Genomic DNA, 14495 nt, shown 5'->3' with positions numbered 1-14495 from the left:
CAACCGCCCGTCCGGGCGGGTGACGGACTCGATCGGGGGCTTCGTGTCCGCCGTGGCGCCGGGGAAGCTGAACGCGGTGGTGGGCCCCGGGGGGCGCGGGCGCCCGCTCCCCCACCCCCTGCGCCCCTACCCGTGCGCCCACCGCTCGGTCAGCAGCCGGTCGTCCGGCGGCGACCCGGGCAGCTCGCCCGCGCCCGGCCGCAGCCCCGCCAGCGCGATGGCCACCAGCCGGTCCCGGGCGGCCACGGCCTCCGGCAGCAGGTCCTCCCGCCCCTGGCGCCGCACCTGGTCGAGCAGCGGCGACTTGCCGAGCTGCTCCATCAGCAGCGACAGGTCCACCGACGTGACGTCCGGGCGCAGCACACCCGCCTCGTGGGCGCGGGCGACCAGGGCGTCCTGGAGCTCGTCCGACCGGCGCATCCTCGCCGCCATCCCGGCCGTGACCTCGATGGTCCCCGCGATCGGCCCGAGGGAACCGGACCCGGAGGCGACGCCCGTCCTCACGTAGTGGACCAGGCCCTCCCACGGGTCGGCGCGCGCCAGCCCCTCCTCCGCGGCCTCCAGCCACTGGTCCAGCGCCACCTCGCACAGGTGCTGGAACAGCTCCTGCTTGCTCCGGTAGCGCCGGTAGAGGCTCCCGATCCCCACGCCGGCCCGCGCGGCGACGGCGGCGACGGAGGCGTGCGCGCCGTCCACCGCCAGCACCTCCCGGGCGGCTTCGAGCAGGGCGCGGTCGTTGCGCTCGGCCTCTTCGCGACGGCTCACGGTGTCGCATCGTAGCCACTTGCGGAGCGTTCCGCTCCGGTCTAGCGTGGAGATCAAACGGAGCGAAGCGCTCCGGTCAGAGGTCGGAGGGTGCCATGGGCGGGGACGAGGACGCGATCCGGCGGCTCATCGCGGACGCGGAGCGGTTGCAGGGCGATCCGGCGGGCTTCCCGGACCTGTTCGCCGAGGACGGCGTGATCGTCAACTTCGGCGGGCGGCGGGTGCGCGGGCGGGAGCGGATCCGGGAGGCCATGGCGGCGGCGCTGAGCACCCCGCTGGCCGACGTGACCACGCGGCACGAGGTGGTCGACGTCGCGTTCCTGCGACCCGACGTGGCGCTGGCCGACGTGGTCAAGCACGTCTCCGACGGGCGCGCGGAGTCGGCCAAGGAGTCGACCGGCGCCTTCGGCGAGCGCGGGCGGATGTCGTTCGTGCTGGTCAAGGACGCGGCGTGGCGGATCGCGCTGGCGCACACCACGCCGGTCCGCACCTGAGGAGCGGGGAGGCCCAGCCCTTCGGCAGTGACTCAGCCCTCGGCAGCGAGGCTCAGCCCTCGGCAGTGAGGCTCAGCCCTCGGCGGCGAGCTGGCCGCAGGCCGCGGCGATCTCCTGGCCGCGCGTGTCGCGCACGGTGCACTCCACGCCCTGCTCCTTGACCCGCCGCACGAACTCGCGCTCCACCGGCTTCGGCGAGGCGTCCCACTTCGAGCCCGGCGTCGGGTTCAGCGGGATCACGTTCACGTGCACGAGCTGCCCCAGGTGCCTGCGCAGCACCTTGCCCAGCAGGTCCGCGCGCCACCCCTGGTCGTTGACGTCCCGGATCAGCGCGTACTCGATGGACACGCGGCGGCCGGTCCGGTCCGCGTAGCCGCGCGCCGCCTCCAGCACCTCCGCGACCTTCCACCGGGTGTTCACCGGCACCAGCGTGTCGCGCAGCTCGTCGTCCGGCGTGTGCAGCGACACCGCCAGCCTGACCTGGAGGTTTTCCTCGGTCAGCTTCCGGATCGCGGGCACCAGGCCCACCGTGGACACCGTCACCGAGCGCTGCGAGATCCCCAGCCCCTCCGGCGCCGGGTCGCAGATGCGGTGGACCGCCTCGACCACCCGCTTGTAGTTGGCCAGCGGCTCGCCCATGCCCATGAACACGATGTTCGACAGCCGCCCCGGCCCGCCCGGCAGCTCGCCGTCCCGCATGGCCGCCGCGCCGCGCCGCACCTGGTCGACGATCTCCGCGGTGGACAGGTTGCGGGTGAGGCCGCCCTGGCCGGTGGCGCAGAACGGGCACGCCATGCCGCAGCCGGCCTGCGACGAGATGCACAGGGTGGCGCGGTCGGGGTAGCGCATGAGCACGCTCTCGACCAGCGTGCCGTCGTGGGCGCGCAGCAGCGTCTTGCGCGTCGTCCCGCCGTCCGCCTCGACGCTGCGCAGCTCGGTCCACAGCGGCGGCATCAGCTCGGCGACCAGGCGTTCGCGCGCCGCCGCCGGGATGTCGGTCATCTCGGCGGGGTCGACGGTGAGCCGCGAGAAGTAGTGGTTCGACAGCTGCCGGGCGCGGAACGGCTGCTCACCGAGCGCGGCCACCGCCTCCCGGCGCTGGTCGGCGGGGAGGTCGGCCAGGTGGCGCGGCGGCAGACCGCGCTTGGGCGCGTCGAAGACGAGGGGGAGGGCAGTCATGGCACCTCCCAGTCTCCCACGCCGGGCGACCTCCTCGAAGCCGGCCGCCCGTGTGCCCGGACACGGGCGGCCGGGCACGCCGGACCGGGTCAACAACAGATCGGCGTTGCATAGCGATAGGTTCCGATATATCGTTGATACGTCAAGACCGATCGCCGATAGGAGTCAACGATGCACTTCCCCTACGAACACCTCCACCACGAGCACCGGCACCACCGCGGTCGCGGCGCGGGCGACCCGCGCTTCGGCGGCGGCTTCGGGCCCGGCCGCTTCCCCGGTCCCCCCGGTCCGCCGATCATCCCGCCCGAGCCGCCCGGTTTCTTCGGGCACGGCCGCGGGCGCGGCAGGCAGCGCAAGGGCAACGTCCGCGTGGCCGTCCTGACGCTGCTGGCCGAACGGCCGATGCACGGCTACGAGATGATCCAGGAGATCGGCAGGCGCACGGACGGCCTGTGGCGGCCGAGCCCCGGCTCCGTCTACCCGACCCTGCAACTGCTGGCCGACGAGGGCCTGGTCTCGGTCGAGGAGGAGGCGGGCGGCAAGAAGCTGTTCACGCTGACCGGGTCGGGCCGCGCCGAGGCGGCCGCGCACGAGGGCGCGCCGCCGTGGCAGCAGGTCAACGACGAGATCGACGTCCAGGCCGCGAAGCTGCGCACGGCGTCGCGCCACCTCGGCTCGGCGATGCAGCAGATGGCCCACGCGGGCACGCGTGAGCAGAAGACCCGTGCCGTCGAGGTCCTCAACGAGGCCCGCCGCAAGCTCTACGCGATCCTGGGCGAGCTGGACGTCGAGGAAGACGACACGGACGAGTGAACTACCAGCGGTCGTGGACCAGCGGCTTGATCAGCTCGTCGTAGACCGCGCGGACCTCGTCCCGCGCCTCCGCGGACAGCGGGGCGAGGTCCGCGGCCGCCGAGTTGGCCCGCGCCTGGTCGGCGTTGCGGGCGCCCGGGATGACCACGGTGACGCCCGGCTGGTCCACGATCCACCGCAGTGCGAACTGCGCCACCGTCGCGCCCCCGGGCACCAGCGGGCGCAGCCGGTCCACCGCCTGGAGGCCGACCTCGAACGGCACGCCGGAGAACGTCTCGCCGACGTCGAACGCGTCGCCGTTGCGGTTGTAGTTGCGGTGGTCGTCCTCGCCGAACGTGGTCGACGCGGTGTACTTGCCGGACAGCAGGCCCGACGCGAGCGGGACGCGGGCGATGATCGCCACGCCGGCCTCCGCCGCCGCGGGCAGCACCCGCTCCAGCGGCTTGAGCCGCAGCGCGTTCAGGATGATCTGCACGCTCGCGACGCCCGGCCGGGCGATCGCGGTCAGCGCCTCCTCGACGGTCTCCACGCTCACGCCGTAGGCGGCGACCCGCTCGGCCTCGACCAGCTCGTCGAGGGCGTCGAACACCTCGTCGGTCGAGTACACCGGCGTCGGCGGGCAGTGCAGCTGGACCAGGTCGAGCGTGTCCACGCCGAGGTTGGCGCGCGACCGGTCGTTCCAGGCCAGGAAGTTCTCGCGGGTGTAGTTCTCCGGGACCTGCTCGACCCGGCGGCCCATCTTGGTGGCCACCGTGATGCCGGAGTCGCCGCGCTCGCGCAGGAACTTGCCGACCAGGGCCTCGCTGCGGCCGTCGCCGTAGACGTCGGCGGTGTCGAAGAAGTTGACCCCGGTGTCGGCGGCGGCGTGCAGCACCGCGAGCGCGTCGGACTCCTCGACGCGGCCCCAGTCCGCGCCGAGCTGCCAGCAGCCCAGCCCGACGACGCCGACCTGCCGACCCAACCTGCCCGCGTTCCTCTGCTCCACGGGCCGATCCTATGTGCGCGCTCCCACGAATCGCAGCCCAGGACCGCGTCGCCCGCGCCACAGTTCCGCCGGCGCAGCGGCCCCTGCTCCCCCGCCCCTCGCCCCCTCAGGGCAGCACGAGCCCGGCGGGCTTGCGGCGCACGTGGACCCGGTAGCCCACCTCGAACGCCAGGCCGGGCGTCTCCGCGACGGCCCGCTCCGCCACCGCGCCGGAGAACTCGATGCGCAGCACCGCCTCCAGGTCCGCCCGCCGCTCGAACCGCCACAGCGCGCGCACCCGCCGCAGCGAGAACCCCTGGTCCGCGAAGAACCGCTCCACCTCGACCGGGTCGTAGCGGGGCTCGTCCGCGCACAGCCACGGCCCGTAGGGCGCGGCCAGGCCGTCGAGGTCCACCACCGCCAGCGCGCCGCCGGGCCGCAGCACTCGGTCGGCCTCGCGGAGGCCGGGTTCGCAGCCGGGGCCGAAGAAGTACGCCGTGCGGGCGTGCACCAGGTCGGCGCTCGCGTCGCGCAGCGGCAGCCGCTGGGCCGGGCCGGCGACCACCTCGGCGTTCGGCACCTCCGCCACGCGGGCCCGCGCACGTGCCACCAACGGGGGATGTGGCTCCACCCCGGTCACGGAGCGCGCATCGGCCGCGAACACCGGCAGGTGGAACCCGTCGCCGCAGCCCACGTCGACCACGTCCCGGCCGGCCCAGTCGCACTCCTCGCGCAGCGCGGCCCAGATCGCGCCGTGCACGTCCTGCGCGCGGTTCTCGACCTCGTAGACCTCCGGCCAGTGCCAGATGTTGGGGCTCGGCAGCACGTCCGCCGGGCGCACCGCGGCCAAGGCCGCGCGGACGAATCCCTTCACGGGACGACTCTAGAGCCGTAGCGTGATCGAATCGTCGGCTACCAGGAGGCACGCGGTGTCGATCGTCCCGAATTCTCCCGCTTTGGCCGAATTGCACCACGGCGCGCCGTGCTGGGTGGACCTCGCCACCACCGACCTCCAGGCCACCCTCGACTTCTACACGGGCCTGTTCGGCTGGTACTACTCCGACGTCGACGGCCGCACGGTCGCCGTGGTGGACGGGCTGCCGGTGGCCGAGCTGGTCGCCGCGGCCGAGCCGAGCGCCTGGACCCTGTACCTGAACACGCCGCACGCGCGGGCGACCGCGGAGAAGGCGCACGCGCTGGGCGGGTCGGTGCTCGGCGAGCCGTCCGAACTGGTCACCGTGCTGGCCGACCCGACCGGCGCGGTCGTCGGCTTCCGGCACGTGCCGTCGGACTGGCTGTTCGGCACCGACGGGCACGGCGCGTACGCGTGGGCGGAGCTGAACACCCGCGACGGGCAGGCGGCGGACGCGTTCTTCCAGGAGCTGTGCGGCTTCGAGATCACCCAGATCGGTGACGGCCAGGCCGTCGACTACACGCTGTGGGCGGTCCAGGGGAACACCGTGCTCGGCAGGCAGCGGATGGGCCGCGCGTTCGAGCCGGGCACCCCGCCGCACTGGATGGTCTACTTCACCGCCGCGCCCGAGATCGGCACCGACTCGGTCGCCACCCGGGTCCTGGAGCTGGGCGGACGGGTGACCGTGGAGCCGTACGACACGCCGTTCGGCCGGATCACCGTGGTCGCCGACCACTCCGGCGCGGTGTTCTCGGTGATCGACCCGTCCCGCGCCACCCCGGTGACCGAGGACGACTACGCGGCCCGCATCGACGACCTCGACGACTGAGCCCCCGTCACCCCGCCCTCCGCCGCTGCGCCTTTTGTCGTACCCCCGGCGTACCGTCTCGCACGAATTCGAACACGTGTGCGAGGAGGTGCGCCATGCCCGTGCCCGGAACACCCGCCTGGGTGGAGGTCTCGGCGGAGGACCCGGCCGCGAGCCGGGAGTTCTACGGCAGGTTGCTCGGGTGGTCCTTCGAGGTGTCCCTCGACCCGCTCAACCACGGCTACACCGTCGCGCGGCACGGCGGCGAGCGGGTCGCGGGCCTCTACGAGGCGTCCGACGGCGTGCCACCCGGCTGGCTGCTCTACCTGCACGCGCCGGACGTGGACGCCGTCCGGGACCGGGTCGCCGCGCTGGGCGGGCAGGTCGTCGCGGGCCCGGTGGACCTGCCCGGCGCGGGCCGCGCGCTGCTGGCGACCGACCCCACCGGCGCGGCGGTCGGCTTCTGGCAGCCCACCGCCGACCGGTCCCTGGCCACCGGCCGGACCGGCGCGCTGAGCCGCGTCGAACTGCTGACCCGGGACACGGCGGCGGCCACCCGCTTCTACGGCGGCGTGTTCGACCGGGAGCAGCGGCAGGGCGGCACGAGGGGCCTCTCGCCGACCGGCGACCACGGGCCGCACCGGGCCGACCGGGGACCGCACCTCACCGACCAGGAGCCGCACCACGTCGCCGACCAGCACCGCGCCGCCGACCAGCACCTCGCCACCGGCCGGCACCTCGCCACCGGCCAGGGGCGGCACCGCGCCGGCGACCCGTCCCGCCTGGCGTTCACCGCCGCCGCGCCCTCCCGGCGCAGGCCACCCGGCACCCCGCCGTCGCGCTGGGTGGTCCACTTCGCCGTCGACCCGGCCGCGGGCGTGGACGCGGCGACCGAGCTGGCGATCGCCCTGGGCGGCGCGGTCGAGGTGCCGCCGTTCGACTCGCCGCACGGCCGCACCGCGATCCTGCGCGACCCGTGCGGCGCGCGGTTCTCGCTGGTGGACCCCCACCAGCGGGTCCTGGAGGTGGGCCGGAGCGCCTAGGCGGGCACGAAGAGGTGCAGCAGCAGCCAGGAGACGACGGCCGACGGCAGCAGCGAGTCCATCCGGTCCATCAGCCCGCCGTGACCGGGCAGCAACGTGCCCATGTCCTTGATGCCGAGGTCGCGCTTGATGAGCGATTCGACCAGGTCGCCCGCCGTGGCCGTGACCACGATCGCGGCGCCGAACAGCACGCCCTGCCACCACTGGCCGCCCAGCAGGTGGCCGACGGTGAGGACGCCGCCCACCATGCCCGCCACCATCGAGCCCGCGAAGCCCTCCCACGACTTCTTGGGGCTGATGGTGGGGGCCATGGGGTGCTTGCCGAGGAGGACGCCGGCCACGTAACCGCCGGTGTCGGACAGCACGACGCCGATCAGGAACGCCAGGACGCGGAACACCCCGTCCTCGGGCACGACCAGCATGACCGCGAAGGAGGCGAACACCGCCACGTAGGCCACCGTGAACACCGAGGCGGTGACGTCGCGCAGGTAGCCGTCGGCGCCGTCCTTCAGCCGCCACAGGAGGCACACCAGCATGGTGACCACGAACGCGCTCAGCACCCCGGCGCGGCCCAGCGGCCAGGCCAGCCACAGCACGGCCTGCCCGCCGACCAGCACGGGCACCAGGGCGACCCGGATGCCCGCGCCGCGCTTGAGGGCGCCCGCCAGCTCGAACGTGGACACCGCGACGGCGGCCGCGACCACGCCGATGAACAGCTCGCGCACCGTCAACAGCGCGACGAGGATGACCGCGCCGAGGCCGACACCCACGGCGATGGCCGCGGGCAGGTCGCGCCCCGCGCGTGATGCGCTCTTGCCCGGCGCGCCCCGCTCACCGCCTGACACCTGTTGTGCTCCTATCACGGCCGTCGACCGGCCGAGCGAGGCGTGCGGCCGGGGAACCGACCGGACGCAGCCGACGCCACCACTAGACCTCCAGCAGCTCGGCTTCCTTGTGCTTGACCAGCTCGTCGACCTGCGCCACGTACCGGTGCGTGACGTTCTCCAGCTCCTTCTCGGCGCGGGTGCCCTCGTCCTCGCCGACCTCGCCGTCCTTGACCAGGCGGTCCAGCTCTTCCTTGGCCTTGCGGCGGATGTTGCGGATGGAGACCTTGGCGTCCTCGCCCTTGCCCTTGGCCACCTTGACCATCTCGCGGCGGCGCTCCTCGGACAGCTGCGGGATCACCACGCGGATGACCGTGCCGTCGTTGCTCGGGTTGACGCCCAGGTCGGAGTCGCGGATGGCCTTCTCGACCGAGTTGAGCTGGCTCTGGTCGTAGGGCTTGATGACGGCCATGCGGGCCTCGGGGATGGCGACGCTGGCCAGCTGGTTCAGCGGCGTGGGCGAACCGTAGTACTCGACGACGATGCGGGCGAACATCGAGGGAGTGGCGCGGCCGGTGCGCACCGAGGCCAGGTCCTCCTTGGCCACGGACACCGCTTTTTCCATCTTCTCCTCTGCGTCGAGGAGGGTCTCGTCGATCACGGCTGACTCCCTTGGGGTGTGCGCTGTTCGGCTCGGATCCCAGCAGGTCTAGAAGGACGGACGACCACCGGGGGTGCTCACCAACGTCCCGATCTTCTCACCACGCACGGCTCGTGCGATGTTCCCCTCGGTGAGCAGGTTGAAGACCATGATCGGCATGTTGTTGTCCATGCACAGGCTGAACGCGGTCGCGTCGGCCACGTTCAAGCCGCGCTCCAGCACCTCGCGGTGGGTGATGTTGTCGAACATCAGCGCGTCGGGGTCCACCTTGGGGTCGGCGGTGTAGATGCCGTCCACGGCCTTGGCCATCAGGACGATCTCGCAACCGATCTCCAGCGCGCGCTGCGCGGCGGTCGTGTCGGTGGAGAAGTAGGGCATGCCCGCGCCGCCGCCGAAGATGACCACGCGGCCCTTCTCCAGGTGCCGGATGGCGCGGCGAGGGATGTAGGACTCGGCGATCTGCCCCATGGTGATCGCGGTCTGCACGCGCGTCTCGATGCCGTGCTCCCGCTCCAGGAAGTCCTGGAGGGCGAGGCAGTTCATCACGGTGCCCAGCATGCCCATGTAGTCGGCGCGGCTGCGGTCCATGCCGCGCTGCTGGAGCTCGGCGCCCCGGAAGAAGTTGCCGCCACCGATGACGACGGCGACCTGGGCCCCTGTTCGGACGACCGCCGCGATCTGGCGGGACACGGTCTGCACGACGTCGGGGTCGACGCCCACGCCGCCGCCGCCGAACATCTCGCCGCCCAGCTTGAGCATCACCCGGCGGTAGCCGGGGGCCGGGTCCTCACCGCGGTCGTGGTCTACCTCTGCGCTCACAGGTCCTCCTCTGGACACGGCAAGGGCGGGGTCGCGACCTCGCGCGCAACCCCGCCCCCACGTGGATCAGGCCTGGCCGACCTCGAACCGGGCGAAGCGGGTCACGGTGACCCCGGCCTCGTCCAGCACGGCCTTGACCGTCTTCTTCGACTCCGTCACCGACGACTGCTCCAGGAGCACGACGTCCTTGAAGAAGCCGTTCACGCGACCCTCGACGATCTTGGGCAGCGCCGCCTCCGGCTTGCCCTCCTCGCGCGCGGTCTCCTCGGCGATGCGGCGCTCGTTGGCGACCACGTCCGCCGGAACCTCGTCACGGGTGAGGTAGCGGGGGCGCATCGCGGCGATCTGCATCGCGGCGCCGCGGGCGGCCTCGTCGTTGTCACCGGTGTACTCGACCACGACGCCCACGGCGGGCGGCAGGTCGGCGGCGCGGCGGTGCAGGTAGGTGGTCACCTTGCCGTCGAAGACGGCGACCTTGGCCAGCTCCAGCTTCTCGCCGATCTTGGCCGAGAACTCCTGGACGACCGCGTCGATGGACTGGCCGTCGAGGTCGGTGGCCTTGAGCACGTCGACGTCGGCCGGGCGGGTGGCCTTGGCGACCTCGATGATGCGGGAGGCCAGCGCCTGGAAGTCCGCGTTCTTGGCGACGAAGTCGGTCTCGCAGCGCAGCTCGATCATCACGCCGTCCTCCGCCTGCACCAGGCCGTTGGAGGTCGTGCGCTCGGCGCGCTTGCCGACGTCCTTCGCGCCCTTGATGCGGAGGATCTCGACCGCCTTGTCGAAGTCGCCGTCGGCTTCCTCCAGCGCCTTCTTGCAGTCCATCATGCCGGCGGCGGTGAGCTCGCGGAGGCGCTTCACGTCAGCGGCGGTGTAGTTCGCCATCGTGCTGAATCCGTTCCTTCTGCGGTTTACGCGCGGGTGGTTCTGTGCGCACGCCGCGCCCCTCCGCTGGTGTGGAGGAGGGGCGCGGCGTGCGGCCGGGTCAGGACTGGACGGCCTCGGAGCCCTCGGCGGGCTTGTCGGTCGCCTCGGCGCCGACCAGCAGCTCCTGCTCCCACTCGGCCAGCGGCTCGTCGGCGCCCGGCTCGGGCTTGTCGGCGCCGTCGGCCACCTGCGTGCGAGCACCGGAACGCGCCATCAAACCGGCGGCGGCGGCCTCGGCCACGACCTTGGTCAGCAGCGCGGCGGAGCGGATCGCGTCGTCGTTGCCCGGGATCGGGTAGTCGACCTCGTCCGGGTCGCAGTTGGTGTCGAGGATCGCCACGATCGGGATGTTCAGCTTGCGCGCCTCACCGACCGCGATGTGCTCCTTCTTGGTGTCCACGATCCACACGGCGCTGGGCACCTTGGACATGTCGCGGATACCGCCGAGCGTGCGCTCCAGCTTGTCCTTCTCGCGGTTCATCATCAGGATTTCCTTCTTGGTGAAACCCTGGAAACCGCCGGTCTGCTCCATCGACTCCAGCTCCTTGAGCCGCTGGAGGCGCTTGTGCACCGTGGAGAAGTTGGTGAGCATGCCGCCCAGCCAGCGCTGGTTCACGTAGGGCATGCCGACGCGGAGGGCCTCGTTGGCGATGGCCTCCTGCGCCTGCTTCTTGGTGCCGATGAACAGGATGGACCCGCCGTGCGCGACGGTCTCCTTCACGAACTCGTAGGCGCGGTCGATGTACGACAGCGTCTGCTGGAGGTCGATGATGTAGATGCCGTTGCGCTCGGTGAAGATGTAGCGCTTCATCTTCGGGTTCCAGCGCCGGGTCTGGTGCCCGAAGTGCACGCCGCTGTCGAGCAGCTGCTTCATGGTGACGACGGCCATGGCCGGGTTCGCACCTCTTCGTTCGGGCGCGCCGGCGATCTCGGCCGGCACGCGTTCCGGTTCGTCGCGGCGGGCCGGGGTGGACCGCCGCCCTGGTGCCATTGCCGTCGCCCGAACCAGAGGGTCTTACCGACCCTCGGGACCGCCGGACGCCGTGACTCGACCACGGGACGCGGGTCGGATCTGCAGTGGCACGCGAAGTCGCCCTGCACTTACACGGGGCGCGGGACGAGTGTACGCCGTTGAGGGTCGGAACCACGAACCGGCCCCGACAGTTGTCCACAGCCCTCACGGCCGGCTGTCCACAGCCCCCGCGGTTGTCCACAGTTCCGAAGAACCCCCTGGCCGCCCCACCACACCCCGAGCACCGTGGACCCATGACCCCACCACCCCGAACACCGCTGGTCCAGCCCCTGAGGAAGCCCGCCGCGACGGCTCCCGTCACCACGGCGCTGGACACCAAGGCGCGCCTCACCACAGCGCTCGTCACCACGGCACTCGTCATCACAGCGCTCCTGGCACCACCCCTCCTCACCCCGACACCGGCCCGAGCCGACCCCCACCCCCGACCAACCCGCTTCGGCTGGCCACTGGCGCCACCGCACGAGGTGGTGCGCGCGTTCGAGGCGCCACCCACCCCCTACGCCGCAGGCCACCGGGGCGTGGACCTCCGCGCGCCCCTGGGTGCGGAGGTCCTGGCCGCCGGGGACGGGGTGGTGGCACACGCGGGCCAGGTGGCCGACCGACCACTGGTGTCAGTGGCGCACGCGGGCGGCCTGCGCACCACCTACGAGCCGGTGGACCCGTCCGTGGTCCGAGGTCAGCTCGTGCGACGGGGCGAACGGGTGGGGACGCTGCGCGCGGGCCACCGGAACTGCCCGGCGGAGGCATGCCTGCACTGGGGCGCGCTCAGGGCGGACCCACCCCACCCCCGCCAACACCTGGACCCATTGCGCCTGCTCACCCCACCCCGAACCCGCCTGCTGCCGGCGCACCCGGACCAGTGGCCAACCAGGAACTCGACCAGTGGCAGACCAAGAGCCTCGCCGAGGGCCAACCGCCCCTGAGCGCGTTGCCCAGCGCTAGCTCCGCCAGCAGCGGGGTCGAGTTCTGCGGCCAGCCAGCGCGATCAGCCAGCGCGGCCAGGCAGCGCGGCCAGGCAGCGCGCTTAGGTTCCACGCTCAGCCCCCGCGCTCAGGCCCCGCAGTCAGGCCCCGCAGTCAGGCCCCGCAGTCAGGCCCCGGCCCGGGCTCCGCAACCAGGTCCCGGCCTGGCTGTGGGCTCTAGCCCGCGGGCTTCGGGCTCCAGCCCGCCAGCTCCCCGCCCGCCAGCCTTCAGGCTCCGCCCCTCAGGCTCCGCCCCTCGGGCTCCAGGCTCCGGGCTTCCAAGCCTCCGGCTTCCGGCTTCCAAGCTCCGGGCTCCGGGCTCCGGGCTCAGCTCTCCAACTGCTCGTTGAGCTTGGTGCGGAGGCGCAGGACCGCCCGGGTGTGCAGCTGGCAGACGCGGGATTCGGTCACCCCGAGCACCTTGCCGATCTCGGCGAGGGTCAGGTTCTCGAAGTAGTACAGGGTGACCACGACGCGGTCGCGTTCGGCGAGCTGGGCGATGGCGTCGGCCAGTTGGCGGCGGCTGTCCTGGTCGACGAGCGTGGCGATCGGGTCCTCGGCGCCCTCGTCGGGCAGGGACTCGGCCAGGGACGAGCCCGCGCCGCCGGCGCTGCGACCCGCTGCGATCAGCTCGTCGAGCGCCACCACGCTGGTGAGCTGGAGCTGGGCGTACAGCTCGCGCAGCTCGGCGAGGCCGATCTTCAGCTCGGCGGCGAGTTCGCGGTCGGTCGGGGTGCGCTGGAGGCTGGCGCCGAGGCGTTCGAGGGCGCGTTCCACGTCGCGGGCCCGGCTGCGGACCGAGCGCGGCACCCAGTCCTGCGAGCGGAGGTCGTCGAGGATGGCGCCCCTGATGCGCTGCATGGCGTAGGTCTCGAACTTCAGCCCACGTTCAGGTTCGAACTTCTCGATCGCGTCGACCAGGCCGAAGATGCCCGACTGGATCAGGTCGGCCACGTCCACGTGCGCGGGCAGGCCGGTGCCCACGCGGCCCGCCACGTACTTGACCAGCGGGGCGTAGTGGAGCACCAGGCGGTCGCGCAGGGCCTGCTTCCTGGACTCGCCGTAGGTGTGCCAGAGCGCGATGATCCCGGCTTCCACGTCGTCGGCCGTGCGCGACTCAGCGGCCGGGTGCGCCGGTCTACCACCTGTGCTCACGGCGTGCCCGTTGTGCGGCGGCTCGTCGTCGACGTGGTGACCGTTCACCCCGGCGGGGGTGCTCGCCTCCGACGAGGTCCCGACGCGCGCGGCGGAAGGAGAGGTCACGGTTGCGGTCCGCGAACCTCCCCCTGCGACGTCAGGAACGGGGGTGGGTTCGGTCATGGATCGCCTTCAGCCGTTCGACGGTGACGTGTGTGTATAGCTGAGTCGTTGCGAGCGTAGCGTGACCAAGGAGCTCTTGGACGGTGCGCAGGTCGGCTCCCCCTTCCAACAGGTGCGTGGCTGCCGAGTGGCGCAGGCCGTGAGGGCTGGTGTCAACCGCTTCGGGGATCGCGGTGACCACGTCGTGGACGATCCTCCTGGCCGTGCGCGGGTCGAGCCGGCCGCCGCGAGCACCGAGCAGCAGTGCCCGTTGTGAACGGTCGTTGACCAGCGCAGATCGGCCGTGTTCCACCCAGCGACGTACTGCCCGTTCGGCCGGAACGCCGAACGGCACCACGCGTTCGCGACTACCCTTGCCCAGAACCCGAATCACCCTTTGGGAGTAGTCCACGTCGTCGAGGTCGAGACCGCACAACTCGGCGACCCGGATACCTGTTGCGTACAGCAACTCCACCACGGCTCCGTCACGCAGCGCAACCGGATCGCCTTGTTCCGCGCCTACTTCTGCTGCTGCCAGGGCGGCGGTGGCCTGTTCCGGCCGCAGCACCTGGGGCAGCGTCCGGTGCGGGCGGGGCGCGGTCAGCCGCGAGCCCGGGTCGTCGGCGAGCAGACCGGTCCGGGCGGCCCACGCGGTGAACGCGCGGGCGGCGGCCGCGCGCCTCGCCAGCGTCGTGCGGCTCGTGCCGGCCGAGTGCTGGGCACCCAGCCAGGACCGGAGACCTGCCAGGTCAACGGCTTCGACGGTGGCGTGCTCGGGCTCGCCACCGGCCAGGTGGACCAGCAGAGCCACCACGTCACCCAGGTAAGCGCGAACCGTGTGAGGGGATAACGCGCGCTCCGACGACAGGTGGCGTTCGTAGCGGTCCAGCGCCGCCCCGACGTCGGCCGGCAGCCCGCGGCGCAGGCGCACGAGGTCGACTCTGGGTGCCCGAGCTGGCGGCGGCGGGGACATAGCCCCAGACGCTGCGCCCTC

Annotated in this window: 16 protein-coding genes; 5 read left to right on the top strand and 11 right to left on the bottom strand. The window is 72.6% G+C overall.

Annotation, left to right across the window (positions count from 1 at the left end; genetic code table 11):
• Nucleotides 1–126 precede the first annotated feature (126 nt).
• Nucleotides 127–765 (bottom strand): TetR/AcrR family transcriptional regulator, encoded by a 639-nt coding sequence (locus ACFV4N_RS16890; RefSeq protein ID WP_499673450.1) that lies wholly within the window; start codon nt 763–765, stop codon nt 127–129.
• 95 nt (nt 766–860) lie between these two features.
• On the opposite strand from ACFV4N_RS16890, the gene ACFV4N_RS16885 reads away from it, so the two are divergent.
• Nucleotides 861–1259, top strand: coding sequence for an SgcJ/EcaC family oxidoreductase (locus tag ACFV4N_RS16885; protein ID WP_499673449.1), 399 nt, complete (start codon nt 861–863; stop codon nt 1257–1259).
• Nucleotides 1260–1331: 72 nt separating this feature from the next.
• On the opposite strand, the gene rlmN is transcribed toward ACFV4N_RS16885, so the two are convergent.
• Nucleotides 1332–2438: a dual-specificity RNA methyltransferase RlmN gene (gene rlmN / locus ACFV4N_RS16880; RefSeq protein WP_499673448.1), complete on the bottom strand. Its 1107-nt coding sequence runs from the start codon at nt 2436–2438 to the stop codon at nt 1332–1334.
• A 171-nt stretch (nt 2439–2609) separates the two neighbouring features.
• Between rlmN and ACFV4N_RS16875 the strand changes: the two genes are divergently transcribed.
• Entirely contained in the window at nt 2610–3251 is a 642-nt protein-coding gene (locus ACFV4N_RS16875) for a PadR family transcriptional regulator (RefSeq protein WP_499673447.1), read from the top strand.
• A 1-nt stretch (nt 3252) separates the two neighbouring features.
• Here ACFV4N_RS16875 and ACFV4N_RS16870 read toward each other — a convergent pair whose 3' ends face one another.
• Nucleotides 3253–4236 carry an aldo/keto reductase gene (locus tag ACFV4N_RS16870; protein WP_499673446.1) on the bottom strand — a complete coding sequence of 328 codons (984 nt, stop codon included), beginning with the start codon at nt 4234–4236 and terminating at the stop codon, nt 3253–3255.
• Between the two features lie 106 nt (nt 4237–4342).
• Nucleotides 4343–5089, bottom strand: a complete 747-nt coding sequence (locus ACFV4N_RS16865; protein WP_499673445.1) for a class I SAM-dependent methyltransferase — start codon at nt 5087–5089, stop codon at nt 4343–4345.
• An 82-nt stretch (nt 5090–5171) separates the two neighbouring features.
• Here ACFV4N_RS16865 and ACFV4N_RS16860 point away from each other — a divergent pair, with 82 nt between their 5' ends.
• Complete coding sequence (locus ACFV4N_RS16860; RefSeq protein WP_499673444.1) at nt 5172–5957, top strand: VOC family protein; 786 nt, start codon at nt 5172–5174, stop codon at nt 5955–5957.
• Between the two features lie 95 nt (nt 5958–6052).
• Nucleotides 6053–6979: a VOC family protein gene (locus ACFV4N_RS16855; RefSeq protein ID WP_499673443.1), complete on the top strand. Its 927-nt coding sequence runs from the start codon at nt 6053–6055 to the stop codon at nt 6977–6979.
• Here the strand turns inward: ACFV4N_RS16855 and ACFV4N_RS16850 are convergent.
• From ACFV4N_RS16850 to rpsB, 5 genes are all read right to left on the bottom strand, one after another.
• Nucleotides 6976–7824, bottom strand: a complete 849-nt coding sequence (locus tag ACFV4N_RS16850; RefSeq protein WP_499673442.1) for a phosphatidate cytidylyltransferase — start codon at nt 7822–7824, stop codon at nt 6976–6978. The genes ACFV4N_RS16855 and ACFV4N_RS16850 overlap by 4 nt on opposite strands.
• Before the next feature lie 82 nt (nt 7825–7906).
• On the bottom strand, nt 7907–8464 hold the full coding sequence (frr, locus tag ACFV4N_RS16845) for a ribosome recycling factor (RefSeq protein WP_499673441.1): 558 nt from the start codon (nt 8462–8464) through the stop codon (nt 7907–7909).
• A 48-nt stretch (nt 8465–8512) separates the two neighbouring features.
• Nucleotides 8513–9223 carry a UMP kinase gene (gene pyrH, locus ACFV4N_RS16840; protein ID WP_499673452.1) on the bottom strand — a complete coding sequence of 237 codons (711 nt, stop codon included), beginning with the start codon at nt 9221–9223 and terminating at the stop codon, nt 8513–8515.
• A 126-nt stretch (nt 9224–9349) separates the two neighbouring features.
• A complete protein-coding gene (tsf, locus tag ACFV4N_RS16835; protein WP_499673440.1) occupies nt 9350–10165 on the bottom strand; it encodes a translation elongation factor Ts in 816 nt (271 codons plus the stop codon).
• Nucleotides 10166–10265: 100 nt separating this feature from the next.
• Nucleotides 10266–11096, bottom strand: a complete 831-nt coding sequence (rpsB, locus tag ACFV4N_RS16830; RefSeq protein ID WP_499673439.1) for a 30S ribosomal protein S2 — start codon at nt 11094–11096, stop codon at nt 10266–10268.
• A gap of 377 nt (nt 11097–11473) precedes the next feature.
• Between rpsB and ACFV4N_RS16825 the strand changes: the two genes are divergently transcribed.
• On the top strand, nt 11474–12163 hold the full coding sequence (locus tag ACFV4N_RS16825) for a M23 family metallopeptidase (RefSeq protein WP_499673438.1): 690 nt from the start codon (nt 11474–11476) through the stop codon (nt 12161–12163).
• 366 nt (nt 12164–12529) lie between these two features.
• Here ACFV4N_RS16825 and ACFV4N_RS16820 read toward each other — a convergent pair whose 3' ends face one another.
• Together ACFV4N_RS16820 and ACFV4N_RS16815 are read right to left on the bottom strand one after the other, a co-directional pair.
• Nucleotides 12530–13522, bottom strand: a complete 993-nt coding sequence (locus ACFV4N_RS16820; RefSeq protein WP_499673437.1) for a FliA/WhiG family RNA polymerase sigma factor — start codon at nt 13520–13522, stop codon at nt 12530–12532.
• Complete coding sequence (locus tag ACFV4N_RS16815) at nt 13497–14474, bottom strand: tyrosine recombinase XerC (protein WP_499673436.1); 978 nt, start codon at nt 14472–14474, stop codon at nt 13497–13499. Before ACFV4N_RS16815 ends, ACFV4N_RS16820 begins: the two co-directional genes overlap by 26 nt.
• Nucleotides 14475–14495 lie beyond the last annotated feature (21 nt).

The sequence above is a fragment of the Actinosynnema sp. NPDC059797 genome (assembly GCF_042732085.1).
In the GTDB taxonomy this organism is placed as follows: Bacteria; Actinomycetota; Actinomycetes; order Mycobacteriales; family Pseudonocardiaceae; genus Actinosynnema.
Note: the sequence above shows the minus strand (reverse complement) of the source record. Positions and strands in the feature narration are given on the sequence as shown.

Bases quoted from the DNA above. Each gene is read 5' to 3' on its own strand.
- ACFV4N_RS16885 (WP_499673449.1), top strand. From the start codon at position 861: ATGGGCGGGGACGAGGACGCGATCCGGCGGCTCATCGCGGACGCGGAG.
- rlmN (WP_499673448.1), bottom strand. From the start codon at position 2,438: ATGACTGCCCTCCCCCTCGTCTTCGACGCGCCCAAGCGCGGTCTGCCG.
- ACFV4N_RS16875 (WP_499673447.1), top strand. From the start codon at position 2,610: ATGCACTTCCCCTACGAACACCTCCACCACGAGCACCGGCACCACCGC.
- ACFV4N_RS16855 (WP_499673443.1), top strand. From the start codon at position 6,053: ATGCCCGTGCCCGGAACACCCGCCTGGGTGGAGGTCTCGGCGGAGGAC.
- pyrH (WP_499673452.1), bottom strand. From the start codon at position 9,223: ATGCTCAAGCTGGGCGGCGAGATGTTCGGCGGCGGCGGCGTGGGCGTC.
- tsf (WP_499673440.1), bottom strand. From the start codon at position 10,165: ATGGCGAACTACACCGCCGCTGACGTGAAGCGCCTCCGCGAGCTCACC.
- rpsB (WP_499673439.1), bottom strand. From the start codon at position 11,096: ATGGCCGTCGTCACCATGAAGCAGCTGCTCGACAGCGGCGTGCACTTC.
- ACFV4N_RS16825 (WP_499673438.1), top strand. From the start codon at position 11,474: ATGACCCCACCACCCCGAACACCGCTGGTCCAGCCCCTGAGGAAGCCC.
- ACFV4N_RS16820 (WP_499673437.1), bottom strand. From the start codon at position 13,522: ATGACCGAACCCACCCCCGTTCCTGACGTCGCAGGGGGAGGTTCGCGG.
- ACFV4N_RS16815 (WP_499673436.1), bottom strand. From the start codon at position 14,474: ATGTCCCCGCCGCCGCCAGCTCGGGCACCCAGAGTCGACCTCGTGCGC.